15 protein-coding genes and 2 tRNA genes are annotated in these 14,535 nt (G+C 40.6%); 5 read left to right on the top strand and 12 right to left on the bottom strand.

Features of this window, described 5'->3' with window-relative positions:
* Positions 1-5: 5 nt before the first annotated feature.
* The 3 genes from C7Y70_RS09040 to C7Y70_RS09030 all read right to left on the bottom strand — a co-directional run bounded on the left by C7Y70_RS09040 (position 6) and on the right by C7Y70_RS09030 (position 2,497).
* On the bottom strand, positions 6-620 hold the full coding sequence (locus C7Y70_RS09040; protein ID WP_135474522.1) for an SCP2 sterol-binding domain-containing protein: 615 nt from the start codon (positions 618-620) through the stop codon (positions 6-8).
* A 36-nt stretch (positions 621-656) separates the two neighbouring features.
* The gene (gene ubiE, locus C7Y70_RS09035; RefSeq protein WP_099295194.1) at positions 657-1,412 is read right to left on the bottom strand and encodes a bifunctional demethylmenaquinone methyltransferase/2-methoxy-6-polyprenyl-1,4-benzoquinol methylase UbiE; all 756 of its coding nucleotides are present in this window, start codon (positions 1,410-1,412) and stop codon (positions 657-659) included.
* 98 nt (positions 1,413-1,510) lie between these two features.
* Entirely contained in the window at positions 1,511-2,497 is a 987-nt protein-coding gene (locus tag C7Y70_RS09030; protein ID WP_135474694.1) for a GGDEF domain-containing protein, read from the bottom strand.
* A gap of 335 nt (positions 2,498-2,832) precedes the next feature.
* Between C7Y70_RS09030 and C7Y70_RS09025 the strand changes: the two genes are divergently transcribed.
* Entirely contained in the window at positions 2,833-4,623 is a 1,791-nt protein-coding gene (locus C7Y70_RS09025; RefSeq protein WP_135474520.1) for a DUF885 domain-containing protein, read from the top strand.
* A 45-nt stretch (positions 4,624-4,668) separates the two neighbouring features.
* Here the strand turns inward: C7Y70_RS09025 and mtnK are convergent, their stop codons facing one another.
* On the bottom strand, positions 4,669-5,886 hold the full coding sequence (gene mtnK, locus C7Y70_RS09020; protein ID WP_135474518.1) for an S-methyl-5-thioribose kinase: 1,218 nt from the start codon (positions 5,884-5,886) through the stop codon (positions 4,669-4,671).
* Positions 5,887-6,018: 132 nt separating this feature from the next.
* On the opposite strand from mtnK, the gene mtnA reads away from it, so the two are divergent.
* On the top strand, positions 6,019-7,044 hold the full coding sequence (gene mtnA / locus C7Y70_RS09015) for an S-methyl-5-thioribose-1-phosphate isomerase (RefSeq protein WP_135474516.1): 1,026 nt from the start codon (positions 6,019-6,021) through the stop codon (positions 7,042-7,044).
* Here mtnA and C7Y70_RS09010 read toward each other — a convergent pair.
* The 5 genes from C7Y70_RS09010 to C7Y70_RS08990 all read right to left on the bottom strand — a co-directional run bounded on the left by C7Y70_RS09010 (position 7,036) and on the right by C7Y70_RS08990 (position 10,396).
* The gene (locus C7Y70_RS09010; protein ID WP_135474514.1) at positions 7,036-8,100 is read right to left on the bottom strand and encodes a RelA/SpoT domain-containing protein; all 1,065 of its coding nucleotides are present in this window, start codon (positions 8,098-8,100) and stop codon (positions 7,036-7,038) included. The two genes, mtnA and C7Y70_RS09010, sit on opposite strands and share 9 nt — an antisense overlap.
* An 83-nt stretch (positions 8,101-8,183) precedes the next feature.
* Positions 8,184-8,519 carry a gamma-glutamylcyclotransferase family protein gene (locus C7Y70_RS09005; RefSeq protein ID WP_135474512.1) on the bottom strand — a complete coding sequence of 112 codons (336 nt, stop codon included), beginning with the start codon at positions 8,517-8,519 and terminating at the stop codon, positions 8,184-8,186.
* Positions 8,520-8,544: 25 nt separating this feature from the next.
* Positions 8,545-9,087 (bottom strand): acireductone dioxygenase, encoded by a 543-nt coding sequence (locus C7Y70_RS09000; RefSeq protein WP_135474510.1) that lies wholly within the window; start codon positions 9,085-9,087, stop codon positions 8,545-8,547.
* Positions 9,084-9,770 (bottom strand): acireductone synthase, encoded by a 687-nt coding sequence (mtnC, locus tag C7Y70_RS08995; RefSeq protein WP_135474508.1) that lies wholly within the window; start codon positions 9,768-9,770, stop codon positions 9,084-9,086. Before mtnC ends, C7Y70_RS09000 begins: the two co-directional genes overlap by 4 nt.
* Complete coding sequence (locus C7Y70_RS08990; protein ID WP_135474506.1) at positions 9,767-10,396, bottom strand: methylthioribulose 1-phosphate dehydratase; 630 nt, start codon at positions 10,394-10,396, stop codon at positions 9,767-9,769. The genes mtnC and C7Y70_RS08990 overlap by 4 nt, the downstream gene beginning before the upstream one ends.
* 98 nt (positions 10,397-10,494) lie before the next feature.
* Between C7Y70_RS08990 and C7Y70_RS08985 the strand changes: the two genes are divergently transcribed.
* Positions 10,495-11,637, top strand: a complete 1,143-nt coding sequence (locus tag C7Y70_RS08985; RefSeq protein WP_135474504.1) for a methionine aminotransferase — start codon at positions 10,495-10,497, stop codon at positions 11,635-11,637.
* Positions 11,625-12,401 (top strand): amidohydrolase, encoded by a 777-nt coding sequence (locus tag C7Y70_RS08980; RefSeq protein WP_135474502.1) that lies wholly within the window; start codon positions 11,625-11,627, stop codon positions 12,399-12,401. The genes C7Y70_RS08985 and C7Y70_RS08980 overlap by 13 nt, the downstream gene beginning before the upstream one ends.
* Before the next feature lie 350 nt (positions 12,402-12,751).
* Here C7Y70_RS08980 and C7Y70_RS08975 read toward each other — a convergent pair.
* The 3 genes from C7Y70_RS08975 to C7Y70_RS20505 form a co-directional block, all read right to left on the bottom strand.
* Positions 12,752-12,844: transfer RNA gene (locus tag C7Y70_RS08975), tRNA-Ser, on the bottom strand.
* A gap of 51 nt (positions 12,845-12,895) precedes the next feature.
* A tRNA-Ser gene (locus C7Y70_RS08970) sits at positions 12,896-12,986 on the bottom strand.
* A gap of 210 nt (positions 12,987-13,196) precedes the next feature.
* The gene (locus tag C7Y70_RS20505; protein ID WP_167850806.1) at positions 13,197-13,337 is read right to left on the bottom strand and encodes a hypothetical protein; all 141 of its coding nucleotides are present in this window, start codon (positions 13,335-13,337) and stop codon (positions 13,197-13,199) included.
* 324 nt (positions 13,338-13,661) lie between these two features.
* On the opposite strand from C7Y70_RS20505, the gene C7Y70_RS08965 reads away from it, so the two are divergent.
* A complete protein-coding gene (locus tag C7Y70_RS08965; RefSeq protein ID WP_135474500.1) occupies positions 13,662-14,531 on the top strand; it encodes a YegS/Rv2252/BmrU family lipid kinase in 870 nt (289 codons plus the stop codon).
* Positions 14,532-14,535 lie beyond the last annotated feature (4 nt).

Genomic DNA, 14,535 nt, shown 5'->3' with positions numbered 1-14,535 from the left:
AATCCTTACTGAATTGAGTGGTTTTGAAGTAATCGGTTAATGCGTTGTTCTAGTTGAGCAACACTCCCTTTTAACTGGCGCGTATGCTGTTTGAACTGTTCAAGCTCAATAGGATGAATGGTTACTTTTAGCTCGTCTTGACATAACTGACTGAGTGTTGTGGCGAGCTTTTCATCAGCAGCTTGACCTTTTTGCTGCGCGCTTTTTAATGATAGCCATAATTGCTGGGCAGGGGCGTCGCCTAAATAGCGTGAAAAATGCTCCGGCCAATCTACGTCCATCGCTGCAAAGGCATTACTAAAGCCTTGTGCAATATTTAAATCGCCTTGCAGATCCAACTTATCTTGGCGAATGAGTTGAGTCAGCATTGCGGGGTTTTGCAATGTCATTAGTGTGTCAATGTCACCACTAATCATGCAGTCATATTGGTTTTCAACGGTGCTGTATAGATGCAGTTGTTGGCCTGAAAAAACCAATAAAAATCGTTGTTGCCAATCGCGTATTTCAATTAGCAACTGCTTATGCGCAATCGGCGCAAGCTTATCTATTAAGGTGCTGTCTAGTTTTAAGCTGGTATTTAAAATACGTTCTACTATTGCAACTAAAAAGTTAGTAAACATAACAACACCTTAATTCGGTTTTGGCCGATTCATATTTTAATATTTAAAACCACGATGTAGAGCAACAATGCCGCCAGTTAAATTCTGATAAGTGGTTTGTTCAAAGCCGGCATCATTCATCATTGCTTTTAGCGTGTCTTGGTCAGGATGCATACGAATAGACTCAGCCAAATATTTATATGACTCACTATCATTTGCGACTAATTTGCCCATTGTTGGCAGTAGGTTAAATGAATAAAAGTCATAGGCTTTACTGAGCGCTTCATGCTCTGGCTTTGAAAATTCTAACACCAGTAAACGGCCACCTGGTTTTAAAATGCGGTACATTGAGCGCAATGCTTTATCTTTATCGGTAACATTACGAAGGCCAAATGCGATGGTGATCAAATCGAAGCTGTTATCTGGGAACGGTAATGCTTCAGCGTTCATTTGCACGTAATCGATATTACCTACGAGGCCTAAGTTATGCAGCTTTTCACGGCCAACTTTGAGCATAGAAGAGTTTATGTCACCAAGTACTACTTGGCCTGTTTCACCTACTAGTTGACTAAACTTAGCGGTTAAGTCGCCAGTCCCACCTGCTAAATCAAGCACGTGGTGGCCTTTACGAACACCTGAACTAGCGATAGTTTGTCGCTTCCATAAACGGTGAATACCAAAAGACATTAAGTCATTCATCACATCGTATTTAGCTGCAACAGAGTGAAATACGTCGGCAACCATCGAGGCTTTGTCGGTTTCAGCTACTGTTTGATAGCCAAAATGCGTCGTCTTTTGTTGATTCTCGTTCATGATAAATCTCTTTCTTGATTATAGAGACTAGTGTACTTGATAGTGACCCTGAGGTGCAATTTGATTATGGAAAAAATGCTTGTGGATCAAGGTGCAGATCATTGACCTGCGATAAAGCTGCTTTGCCCCAACGAACGCGCCTTATGAGCTGCATTAGATGCTTTACGGGCAAGTTTATTAAAGTCTTTTTCGTCACTGTGTTCTGCGATGCCTAAAGAAAGGTCTATTGTGGGTAATTTAATTCCGCTTTTAGAGCTTACAAATCGCAGTTTTTCAACGCCGTTACGGACCTTTTCTGCGATGACGTTAGCAGTTTCAGGGTCTATGTCAGCTAACAAAACGGTAAATTCAGCTTTTCCTGTACGTCCTGGTAAGCCACTTTCAAATACATACTTTTGAATTTGCTTGGCCACTTTGTTTAAAATGACTTCGCCTATCACGTCACCATAATTATCAATAAAGTGGTCTAAATTATCTATTTGAATTGCAATAGCACACACCGATTTTTGCTGATCTAACCATAATTGAGTTTGTTGATTAAGGTAGTGACGCTTGTATAAGCCAGTTTGCTGGTCGGTAATATGTTTTGTACGCAGTTGCACAAGTTGCTGCTGAGTCTTTTCTTGAAGTCTTTTAGCTTTAATAAGTTCTTGTTTAAACTGTTGGTGCTGAGTAAGTAAGTGAGCTGTCTGTTTGCTTAGTGTATTTAATGCACTGCGGCTTTGCTGAATGTTTTTTTCATCTAAGGAGTGAACACAATCACTAACCTGATTGGCAAAGCGCATAATATCTTTTTCTGTTGAGTTTGCGCTGCGTGATAACGAGCTTATTATTCCATCAACATTTCGCACCATGGATGTCTCTGCTTGGTGAGCTTTATCCATATAATCAAAGTACAACTGTTCAATGTAAACACAATCAATTGTTTGACCAAGGGCTAAAGCACGATCAATGGTTGCATTTAATTCTGTATTAGCTTGGCTGATGTAGGTATAGACAACGTTATAATTTAGCGGTGACGGTGGTAATGCGTGATGCTCTAAAAAGATACATACTTTTGTCATTTTTTCTTGAGCAATAGCCATGGAGTCATGGAACATCATTTATTTATACCAACTAAATACGCAAAATAGCTAAATTAACTTCCTCGCTCCATAAGGCATCAGTGCTTTCCTAGCATACGACATTCTCACTACATTAATCTGTATCGCGCCTTTTTAAAAGTAAAAATGTGATTTTTGGCACAGATACATCGATTTTTTTTGCACTATCGCCTGTTTTATCATCAATAATTAACTACTGATTAAGTACTAGACATAGCGTGGTTAATATTTGAGCGTCGACTTTGGTCGCATTTATTTTGGTAAAACTCCTGGCTTAAGGTAATTTAAACACCACGTAATGATTGCAGAACTTTAATATGAAAATGAATACTAATAAAAAACCAAGCGGCGTATTGCGCCACTCATTATTGAGCATTGCATTTATCTGCTCGCTTAGCGCCTGCCAAACTACCACGGTAGATAGCGATCAGCAGTTTACTACTGTGGCGCAGTCAATCGTTGATTATCGCCAGAGTATTAGTCCATTTAGTAGTCCCGAGGGGGTTGATGGTTACTTACTAAATAATTTAAGTGCTGAATTTTTAGAGGCTAAATATCAAAAAAATACTGCACTTTTGGCACAGTTAGATGCGATTGATGTAAACAAGCTAAGTGAAGAAAACCGTATAAACTTAACTATCATACGTGCACAAGTACAAAATAGTGTGGATGAATACGTATTTAATAGCCATTATATGCCGCTTACCTCGGAATATGGTTTTCATTCGAGCCTATCATTTATAGTGTCGCAATCTGATTTTAAGACTCTGGCAGACTTCGAACTATATTTAGAACGTTTGCAGCAAGTTCCTCGCTTTTTTGCGCAAAATATTGGTTGGATGCGTAAAGGCTTAGAGGTTGGGCTAACTCAGCCTAAAGCGGTATTACTGGGTTATCAAGACTCAATCATGGCCTATATTGTGGATGACGTAACGCAATCAGAGTTTTATAAGCCATTTTTAACTAACACCGCAGGGCTACCTAATGATGAGTTTAGCGCGCTGCAGCAGCAAGCTAAAAAAGTAATCAAAGAGCAAGTGATTGGTGCCTATAAAGATTACCTGGCTTTCTTTGATAAAGAGTATCAACCGGGTGCACGCAATGACATTGGTATTTCGTCTACACCTAATGGCGAAGCGTTTTATGCTAACCGTGCAAAGTACTACACCACGACTGATATGACGCCAAAAGAAATTCATGAACTGGGCTTAAAAGAAGTTGCGCGTATTCGTGCTGAGATGGATGAAGTTATTAAGCAAGTGGGTTTTGAAGGTACATTTGCTGAATTTGTGCACTTTTTACGTACAGATCCTCAGTTTTATGCAACTACGCCAGAAGAGCTGTTGAAGGAAGCATCTTTCATTGCAAAAAAAATGGATGCGCAATTACCAAAATTATTTCATACCTTACCACGTTTGCCATATGGCGTTGCCCCGGTGCCTGCGAGTATTGCACCTAAGTACACAACGGGTCGCTATTCAGGGTCACGCCGAGATGATCAGGCTGGCTACTATTGGGTAAATACTTACGCACTTGATAAGCGTCCTTTGTATGTATTAGAAGCACTAACATTGCATGAAGCCGTGCCAGGTCATCACTTACAAATTGCTTTAAACGCTGAGTTAGAATATTTACCAAGTTACCGTCGTGATGCATATTTATCAGCATTTGGTGAAGGCTGGGGGTTGTATTCAGAATACTTGGGCCTTGAAGCAGGTTTTTATCAAGACCCATACAGTAATTTTGGTCGCCTAACCTATGAAATGTGGCGTGCCGCACGTTTAGTGGTTGATACGGGCATGCACATGTATGGCTGGAGTCGTGAGCGTGCAATGAACTTTATGAGTGAAAACACCGCGCTCTCATTACACAATGTTAAAACAGAGACTGACCGTTATATTTCATGGCCAGCCCAAGCACTGTCATACAAAATTGGTGAGCTGACGATTAAACGCTTGCGTAAAGAAGCTGAGCAGGCGTTAGGTCAAAACTTTGATATTCGTGAGTTTCACAATCAAATTTTGCGCCATGGTTCGGTACCACTTTCTGTATTAGAAGAGCAAGTTCGCTTATACATTCAATCTGAACTGGCTAAATCTGACGCATAACGCATGTTGCAGGGTTAGTAGTGCAATGCTACTGACCCTACAATTTTAATTTAATAAACTGATTAACAAAGCAAAGAAGTCATCTTTATCGTTACAACTTTGAGCATTTACCATTAGTTGTTCACCAAGAATGAGAGTTTGCTGCTGCACTGCTAAGCGTGCTTTCTCGTCTTTAATTCCATCAATGTCTGCAACATGGGCCAAGCCTATTGTGCGGCGAATAAGCTCTGCGCCACAGTATCCGACAGCATCTTGTAGTACTTGTTGTAGGTAATAGCGTGCAAATTCAGGGTTAGCCAAACTTGTATCATGACTATACTGAGCAATGAGATTAATCCATTTTTGCTCAAATAGAGTGTAACAATCTTGTAGGCAAGTAAGTAAGTGAGTTTGATATTGACGGCGCTTAGCCAGTTCAGCGATACGCGCATTCTGCGCACAATAATTTAATAAGATGTTACCCATAAACGAGCCGATATCAAAGCCGACGGGGCCAAAAAAACCAAACTCAGGGTCGATTATCTTTGTTGTTTGTTGATCAACAAAAATGCTGCCGCTGTGCATGTCACCATGTAACAGTGTCTGTGGGCATGCTAAAAACTTGGCTTTTAACTTTGCAGCGGCTAATTTAAGTGCTGAGTTATTGCGAATGCTGGCAACATGATCGCTAAGTTCTGCAGGGAAATTATTACGCTCATGCATAACATAGGGGTCACTAAAAAATAAATCTTCGGTGATTTGGCACAACTCTGGGTTACTAAACTGACTGACTTTCGCTTTTTTATCTTGTGCGGCCAGATAAAAATCTGAATTATAAAAACTAGTATGACTTAGGTAATGTGCAACATGCTCAGCAAGTAAAGGAAACTGCTCAGCGTTAATTTGCGCGCCACGCAAAATTTGTAGGTGACCTAAATCTTCAAGCACTGTAAGGGCTAATTTAGGGTTGTAATGCACTACTTGTGCAGTATGTTCTGAGCAAATAGCACCGTGGTTTATGAGTACTTCAGCCTCAATACGGGCGCGGTCTAATGTAAGTGGCCATGACTCTCCAACACAGCGAGCATAAGGTAGCGCCTGTTTTAAGATAATACTGTTATTGTTTTCATCGCTCACTCTAAATACGAGATTTAAATTACCATCACCAAACTCATAGGCTGTGAGATCTGCCTCTTTTTGAAAAAATTTCAGACCATCATTTTTAATAAGGTGTTTAATATAATCAACAGCGTGTTGTGCATTAAAAGCAAAATAGTCGGCCATAAAAAGAATCTCATAAACTAAGCAGTTTCAGCATTCTATACTCTCAACCGTTTAGATGTCTATACTTCTTGGTTGTGCGATTTAAAAACTGCTGTAGAATAAATAACAGCGAAAATCTTATTAGGATTAATGATGCAAGACCTCATAGCGAGTAGCTTAAAATATCAAAATAATACATTAAGCGTATTAGATCAGTACCTATTGCCGCATCAGCAAACGTGGCATGTGTGCAGTGATGTAGCGACTATGCGAGATTTAATCTTAAGCTTAAAAATACGTGGGGCGCCGCTGATTGGTATAGGTGCAAGCTTACTGATTGCGCATTTAGCTGAGCAGGGTGCTACAAAAGACACATTGGCAGCTTCGATTGATGAGCTAGAAGCTACCCGGCCAACAGCGGTTAACCTTATGCATTGCATGGCAAAGTTACGTATCGCTTTACAGCAAAGTGACTTTGTTACAGCGATTGTAAGCAGCGCGGTCAATTTATTTAATGAAGATATCGCTTTATGCGAAAGCATGGCTAATCATGGCGCTGCGCTGGTGAGGCGTGGTGATAATATTCTTACTCATTGTAATACCGGCGCACTTGCTACCGCAGGAATTGGCACCGCTCTAGGTGTTATTTATAAAGCGCAGCAGCAACATGGCAATATTCATGTTTGGGTTGATGAAACACGGCCATTACTACAAGGCGGGCGACTAACCGCTTTTGAACTAGAGCGTTGGCAGGTACCGTATACGCTTATTTGTGACAATATGGCTGCAAGTTTAATGGCTGCAGGCAAGGTTGATAAAATATTTGTTGGTGCTGACCGCATTGCTGCCAATGGTGATTTTGCCAATAAAGTAGGCACGTATAATTTAGCGGTTTTAGCACACTTTCATAATATTGAATTTTATGTCGTAGCGCCGCTCACTACGCTCGATGTAAGTACAGCTTGCGGCGCAGATATCGAAATAGAGCAACGCAGTAGTGCAGAGGTGCGAGGTGTCAGTGGTAGTTTTGGTGAAGCGCTTTGGGCGCCGAGTAATGCCCAGGTGTATAACCCAGCGTTTGATGTAACCCCCGCTAAGCTGATAACTGGCTGGGTGTTAGATACTGGTGTGTATAGCCAACGGGAAATAGAAGCAGAAAAGCTAAAAGAGTTAAGCTAATAAAATACGGCTAAACTCAGAAAGAAACTCCGAGGTGTCATTTAGGTAATTGGGATATGCCTTTTCAATCGATTTTAAGTCACTACCAGCAACTAAGAGTACGTTATTTTGAGTTTGCTTTTCTTGTTCTGCATAATGAGAGAGTGCTTTTTGCTTTTTATTTGGGGCGTAAAGAAATACTCGACCTTCTTGGGTTTCTGTATTATGTACTAGCAAGGCAAATCCGGTATTTTTGGATTTGTTTTTAATTTCGTCTAGTTGAAAAGCACGATTAAATGCATCCAGCTTATGAAAAGCAGTAAGCTTTTTGTTTAATGCGGCAAGTTCATCTGTATATGCTTGAGTTTGCTGTGGAGTTAACTGAAGAGCTCCATCTTTTAAAGCTAGAAACTCACCCATAATAAAAAAGAGGCGCTTCCAATCTGTATCAGCCATCTTTGGGTTTGTCTTTAACGTTTCTTTTTCAATAATATCGACTATTTCAACGGTAGTTGCCCATAAATGCTGTAGTCGGGTACGTAGCTGAACTTCAATTTGAAAGCCTTTGTAATCGTGTGATTCTAAATTGTTGTAACTTTTATAAACCCTATGAATACCTCTATAGCCAGTTGTTTTAGGGTGTTCTATATAGTTATACGATTTTACACTGTGGACAGTTCTGCTTGAATCTAAGCTATTATTGAGTTCATTCAGGTCATCTAAATTATCTAAAATGACTCTACAACCTCCTATATCATGCATACGTTTGAGGTTGATGGCATTATTACTGTTACCATCCAATGTATCACGTTGTAACTTGTCAATAATGGTAGGTAGACGTTTTAGTCGCCTTACTATCGTAGCAGATTCAAGTAGGTTTAACTTTTTAACATGCTTCCATACAAGATTTTTGATGATAGTGAGTGGGTACAAGTGAGCCGCGCGGTAGTTTTGAATTACCTCTGTAGCAAACTCAAAATCGCCTTCTTTTTTTCGAAAAATACGCCCAGCCTTTTCAACTTGCTTACGTGAAAAAGCTAGTTGCTGTTTAGACTTTTGATATTGTTCGTTAACCATTATAAGAACCCAAGAGCAACAAAAGATATTCTAAAAATATAGTACAGAGATAAGTTCCCCAAGTCACCTTACTTTAAAAAATCTTAACTTTTCGCCACATATACCCAAGCATTGTTGCTGTTACTAAATCGCTCCTCTACACGAGCGTAGTCGTCTACTTCGTAGCTATCGGCATTCGCGAGTTCTTGCTCGCTAATGCTAAAAATGGTGCCCGTGACGCTGTCGGTTGTTTGCCTTGTTTTTATTAATGCCGGGTGATACCGTTGGCCACTGCTTTTTAGCACGGCTGCATCAGTAATTTCCACTTCACCGACAATATACCCAGTAAGCGTTGCCGGTTCGCCCTTAAGTAAGCGGCCAAAGGTATCAAGCTGTACCTGATCTAATTGCAGTGTGCCGTATGAAAATAGCTTTTCCATTTAAATTCCTTTATTAAGCGGTGCATTAATCTAAAAGTGGGAATTGCTTAGCAATCTCAGACTCAGTACTTTGCGCGACCCAACCGTCAGTATTATTGAATAAACGAATTGCGGTAAACTCTGGGTTGCTACCCATATCAAACCAATGTGGAGTAAGCTCTGGAACAGAGATTAAGTCACCTTGCTGGCAAAGTACTTGATACACTTTATCGTTAATATGTAGGCAAAACAGGCCTTGGCCCTTAACAAAAAAACGCACTTCATCTTCACTGTGAGTGTGTTCGAATAAAAACTTAGCACGCAGCTCTTCAGCTGCTGGATTACCTTTTGCTAACGAAATTACATCAACCGTTTGATAACCGCCTTGTTGTTTTAAGCGCTCTATATCGCTGTTGTAGGCGTTAATAATCTCATCGTGACTGGTTGTCTCGGTAATGGTTGCGTTTGCCTGCCACTGTTCAAACCGCACATTCACTTTTGCAAGCTCTGTTGCCATTTCAGAAGCTTTATCAGTAGTTAGTAATGCATTGGAACCATCACAATCGGCAAGTATAGTTAGTTGGCTCATGATAAATGCTCCGAGGTAAATTGGCTAAAGTCGTTTATGTAGTGATGCTCAGCAGAACTCTTTTGATTATCACGGATTAAATGTAAAGTTTTTAAACCTGCACTTTTGGCGGCATCCAGCTCCGCAATTACATCACTTAAGAACAGCACTTCACTGGCGGAAAACGGTAGCTGCGAAATGATATTTTCATAAGCGACGGCTTCTTGTTTAGCGCCTACGTTAGTATCAAAATAATCGGTAAACAGTGGGCGAATATCACCAAAATCGGAGTATTGAAAAATTAACTGCTGAGCTTTTACCGAACCCGACGAGTAGACGTATAGTTGTAATCCAGCTTGGTGTTGTTTTTGTAAAAACTGGTAGGCATCAGGGTATAAATGGCCAGTAAAATCGCCATTTTCGTAGCCAGTTTGCCAAATGAGGCCTTGTAGTTGTTTAAGTGGGGTAATTTTTTTATCGGCGGCTATCCATTCGAGCAATGTATTAACTACGGTGTCTATATCAGCATTAGGTTTTTCAATCAGTACTTTAACTGCATCAATTTGTTCAGCGACTATTGCATGTTGCTGGTTGGCTGTTACAAATGTTGGCAATTGCGCTGCGGCATAAGGGAACAGCACCTCTTTGACAAATGAAATACGGGTGATGGTGCCTTCAATATCAGTTAATATTGCTTTAATCATAATACGACCTCTGTGTGAAGACCTTCTAGTTTTAAGCGTTCTAATTCGCAGCTAAATAAGAACTCTAAGCCTTCTAATTGGCGGCGTGCCTCGCGAATATCACGGCCAACTACATACAGGCCGTGGCCTCGAATAAGTACACCGTGCTCAATAGGGGTATGCAGATTATGATCACTGACTAATATACTTAAACGGTCAATATTTTGATCGTTATCAAAAATAGGAATACTCAAAACCTCTAAATGTGAGCTAACTCCACTTAGCGATTTTTGCATCTCGTAACCTTGTAAATTTAAGCTGTGACCTTTAATAATACGAGATAAAACCGTCGCCGCGACAGAGTGAGTATGCAATACAAAATTCGCGCTAGGAATTAACTTATACATGCTTAAATGTAACTCGGTTTCAGCTGAAGGTTTAGAGCCTCCTGCTTGCCTATTACCTTGATGATCAAGCTCAATAAAGGTGTGAGTCCCTAGCTTACCTTTATCGAAGCCGCTGGCAGTGACAACAAAACCTGTACTGGTACGCGCTGAAAAGTTCCCTCCGGTTGCGGGTACCCAGCCTTGCTGGCTAATCCACTTTCCTGCTTCTATAAGTTCTGAAATAGCGGTATTGTTATGCATATATTCCTCGAGCTACCAAAGTTGTTTAGACGGCTATACTTCTGTCATTTGCAATGATAGCATCGCTTTGGGTGCAAAACCATCATTAAGGGTAACCAGTGTTTGAAAGTAAATTGCCAAATTTAGGCACCAGTATTTTTAGTCAAATGAGCGCGCTTGCAAATCAGTTTTCGGCGATAAATTTATCTCAAGGGTTCCCTGAGTTTGATGCGCCAGAGCTCCTAAAAAAACAGCTTAATCATTATGTACTTGAAGGAGTTAATCAATACTCGCCATCAAGCGGAGTACCACGTCTTCAGCAGCAAATTGCTAAATTAATAAAGCGCAAATACAACGCTAATATTAATGCCAACGAGCAAGTTACTGTGACGTCTGGTGCTACCGAAGCGCTGTTTGTGGCAATTCAAGCAATTGTGCGTAAAGGCGATGAAGTAATTGTATTTGACCCTGCTTATGATTCGTATCAACCAGCTATAGAGCTGGCTGGAGGGCGCTCTGTGCATGTTGCATTGCATGCGCCTGATTACGCAATTGACTGGTCAGTGGTAACAAATGCAATAACAGCTAACACCCGCGCAATTATTATAAATACACCCCATAACCCAAGTGGTAAAACGCTTAAGCAAACTGATATAGATAAACTAAGAAGTTTAGTCGCGCAACATGATTTGTACGTAATAAGTGATGAAGTGTACGAACACATTACATTTGATCAACAACCACATTTAAGTGTGCTGCGTGATGATGCGTTATTTGCCAAAAGCTTTGTGATTTCAAGCTTTGGCAAGACCTTTCATAGTACAGGGTGGAAAATGGGGTATTGCATAGCCCCAGCTGAGCTTGCGGTGGAGTTTCGAAAAATTCATCAATACGTTACTTTTTCAAGTTTTACTCCAGCGCAACATGCGTTGGCTGATATGTTAGAGCAGCAAGGTGAGCATGTTGATGAGCTCAGTGAGTTTTACCAACAAAAGCGCGATGTGCTTAGCAACGCACTAAAAGAAAGCCGCTTTACTGTGTTACCTAGTGAAGGTACCTACTTTTTATTACTCGATTACAGTGATGTATCAGAGCTCAATGATGTCGAGTTTTGTCAGTGGTTGGCAGAGCAGGCGGGGGTTGCCGCCATCCCGCTTAGTGTATTTTATGAAAAGCACAGCAATGATAAGGTCATACGTTTATGCTTTGCTAAAAATGAAGCCACACTGATCCAAGCAGCGGAGATTTTATGTCAACTCTAACCATCGCTTCTATTCAAACATCATTAATCTGGCTGGATAAAGCAGCTAATTTGGCAGCATTTGATGAGAAGATTGCTGATATTGATAATGCTGTCGATCTAATTTTATTACCTGAAACCTTTGCTACTGGCTTTGCAATTAATTTAGATTGTGCGGAGTCAGGCAATGGTAAAGTACTTGATTGGATGGTTGCGACGGCCAAATCAACCAATGCCGTGATAGCAGGCTCAGTGCTCGTGCAACAAGGCGATAAAAAAGCTAATCGATTTTATTGGGCTTGGCCTAATGGAGAGGTGAAATATTACGACAAGCGCCACTTATTTTGTTTAGGTAAAGAAGGTGAGTTTGTTAAAGCAGGTGCGCGGCGCGAAGTGTTTACGCTCAATGGCTTCAGAATTTTACCGCAAGTGTGTTACGACCTACGTTTTCCGGTATTCCAGCGTAGCCGTAATGATTATGACATGATGATCAATGTGGCCAACTGGCCAGCAGCAAGACGCAAAGTGTGGGATACCTTATTAATGGCGCGAGCGATGGAAAATCAATGCTATGTAATTGGTGTTAATCGTATCGGTGATGATGGTAATGGTGTGGCACATAATGGCGGCACCGCAGTGTATGACTTTAAAGGGGATGCATTGGCTCAAGTGAAGGATAATGAAAGTTCTGTTTTGATTACGACACTAGATAAAGAGCCACTTAAGCAATTTAAACAAAGCTTTCCTGCGCATTTGGATGCGGACGGATTTAGTTTGGACTGCTGAAATAAAATGTTGCGATACACTCCGTAGCTTGGGTTGAGTATTACGAAACCCGAAGAAAAAAGAACACCGCGAATAGCACGATTTTTGCGTAGATTCTTACCCTCCTTCAGCCATTTTTAACAACAAAAAAAGCCCCACAATAAATTGCGGGGCTTTCTTCGTTATTAAATGGCGGAGGTGGAGGGATGGGCTTGCTTACGTCCATGTAATCAATCGCTTCGCGACGCTTGCAGCGGCCTAAAATGTTCCTGACATTTTATCGAACCCTAGTCGAGGGTTTTCACCCTCCTTCATCGGTGTAAAGGTTACGGACATAAAAAAACCGCAATTAAGCGGTTTAATTTAATAAATGGCGGAGAAGGAGGGATTCGAACCCTCGATAGAGCTACAAACCCTATACTCCCTTAGCAGGGGAGCGCCTTCGGCCACTCGGCCACCTCTCCGGCGCATAAACTGTCATTTTGATGATCGAGTGAACCACCAAAACCTAATAATGGTGGAGAGATAGGGATTTGAACCCTAGAGGGGCTATAAACCCCTGCCGGTTTTCAAGACCGGTGCATTCGACCACTCTGCCATCTCTCCGTTGGGAAAGAATAATACGCAGGTGATTGGGGTGTGTAAATAGGAAAAAGATCGTTTGCTGGTTTTTTGTTCTAAAAGGTGCGTTTTTTTATAAAAAGGAGGTTTTTAATTGTTTCAAGAAGTGGTTGCAGCAAACGAGGGAGCTAAAGAAGTATCTTCGTTTAGTGGTTGGGTGTTTGCTGCACCGCTAAAATAATCATGGTTGGGTGATTATTTGTATTGTATTACGCCGCCTAGCGCGAGTGCTTTACCGTACTGGTTGAGTCGTTTAAGTATTTTTGCTTTGCGATTGGTTGGTTTTACGGCAACATGGGCTGCTGTATTTTGATTTAATGTATTTACTGTGTTCATTACTTTTGCTCCGGGTTATGTCTGTCTTGAAAACGTGGCTATTCTGACGTTTAATTGCACAAAAATAAAACGATAAAAAGTAAGGTGGCCGGATAAGAATAACTAATGCATTTAAGGTTTATTAATTTGGCGTTAAGTTTTTTATTTTGTAGTGCATTGCATGGTTATGAACTTTGGTAATGCTGTAAATTGCTTTTTTACAATGGTTTAAAGGATTTTTTGTTTTTAATATGCATTTACTTTTGAATAAAGTGATTAATTATTCAGATTAATTTATTTTTTGTTTGATGCTGTTTTGTTAGCAGCTTAATGGATGTTTAATCAATGCTAATAATAATAAAGCCAAGTACGAAAAAAAAGCACAAAAAAATGTTTACTTGGTTGTATGAAGAGTGCGAAAAACGACAAATTTATGTTGATACATTTGCAACTACTGGGGATTTTAACGTTGATTGTACAAAAATAGCGCAATTAGCTAAGTCGCATGTGCGTGCTGTTGTATTAGGGGGAGATGGTACGCTTAACCTTGCTGTAAATGCATTACTTAAAACGGGTTGCTCTTTGGCGTTATTACCTTTAGGTACGGGAAATGATTTCGCAAGAGGTTTTGCATGTTCAAAAGAAGCGTGGCAGCAAGCTGTGTTTGCTGAACAAGAGCAGGCAATTGATATTGGGCAAATTAATAACCGCTATTTTATTAACGTGGCCGGTGTTGGGTTTGATGCGCATGTTGTTAAAGCGTTACAAGATAAGTCTAATTTATCGTCTTTGGGTTATAGTCTCGCAGGCTTTCAACATTTATTAAAATATAAACCTGCTAGATTGAACGGACGCTTTGCTAATGAAATTATTGATCACAAAAATTTGATTACAGTGTTTGCGAATCACCGTTATTTTGGTGGTGGATTAGCCATCGCCCCAAAAGCTCAATTATCGGATGGAAAATTAGAATGCTATGCCATGCCTGCACATGGATTGTTTTCAAACTTGTATAGTTTTATCCGCTTGTTGTTAGGCTGTCATCATACAATGCGAGGGTTGAGTTATCAGCGCTTAGATAAAGCGTGTATAACAAGTGAGGGGTTACCTATAGAAGCTGATGGAGAGCTAATAGGCGAAACACCTGCAACGATTACGGTACACCTGCAGGCATTACGGTTTTGTGTGCCTTCAGAAAATAAAAAAAGCGCCTAACAAG

The organism is Pseudoalteromonas sp. KS88 (genome assembly GCF_004766475.1).
Lineage (GTDB): Bacteria > Pseudomonadota > Gammaproteobacteria > Enterobacterales > Alteromonadaceae > Pseudoalteromonas.
Note: the sequence above shows the minus strand (reverse complement) of the source record. Positions and strands in the feature narration are given on the sequence as shown.

What these genes read in the sequence shown, in the direction of transcription:
- C7Y70_RS09040 (WP_135474522.1), bottom strand. Translation starts at nt 620, where the DNA reads ATGTTTACTAACTTTTTAGTTGCAATAGTAGAACGTATTTTAAATACC.
- ubiE (WP_099295194.1), bottom strand. Translation starts at nt 1,412, where the DNA reads ATGAACGAGAATCAACAAAAGACGACGCATTTTGGCTATCAAACAGTA.
- C7Y70_RS09030 (WP_135474694.1), bottom strand. Translation starts at nt 2,497, where the DNA reads ATGGCTATTGCTCAAGAAAAAATGACAAAAGTATGTATCTTTTTAGAG.
- C7Y70_RS09025 (WP_135474520.1), top strand. Translation starts at nt 2,833, where the DNA reads ATGAAAATGAATACTAATAAAAAACCAAGCGGCGTATTGCGCCACTCA.
- mtnK (WP_135474518.1), bottom strand. Translation starts at nt 5,886, where the DNA reads ATGGCCGACTATTTTGCTTTTAATGCACAACACGCTGTTGATTATATT.
- mtnA (WP_135474516.1), top strand. Translation starts at nt 6,019, where the DNA reads ATGCAAGACCTCATAGCGAGTAGCTTAAAATATCAAAATAATACATTA.
- C7Y70_RS09010 (WP_135474514.1), bottom strand. Translation starts at nt 8,100, where the DNA reads ATGGTTAACGAACAATATCAAAAGTCTAAACAGCAACTAGCTTTTTCA.
- C7Y70_RS09005 (WP_135474512.1), bottom strand. Translation starts at nt 8,519, where the DNA reads ATGGAAAAGCTATTTTCATACGGCACACTGCAATTAGATCAGGTACAG.
- C7Y70_RS09000 (WP_135474510.1), bottom strand. Translation starts at nt 9,087, where the DNA reads ATGAGCCAACTAACTATACTTGCCGATTGTGATGGTTCCAATGCATTA.
- mtnC (WP_135474508.1), bottom strand. Translation starts at nt 9,770, where the DNA reads ATGATTAAAGCAATATTAACTGATATTGAAGGCACCATCACCCGTATT.
- C7Y70_RS08990 (WP_135474506.1), bottom strand. Translation starts at nt 10,396, where the DNA reads ATGCATAACAATACCGCTATTTCAGAACTTATAGAAGCAGGAAAGTGG.
- C7Y70_RS08980 (WP_135474502.1), top strand. Translation starts at nt 11,625, where the DNA reads ATGTCAACTCTAACCATCGCTTCTATTCAAACATCATTAATCTGGCTG.
- C7Y70_RS20505 (WP_167850806.1), bottom strand. Translation starts at nt 13,337, where the DNA reads ATGAACACAGTAAATACATTAAATCAAAATACAGCAGCCCATGTTGCC.
- C7Y70_RS08965 (WP_135474500.1), top strand. Translation starts at nt 13,662, where the DNA reads ATGCTAATAATAATAAAGCCAAGTACGAAAAAAAAGCACAAAAAAATG.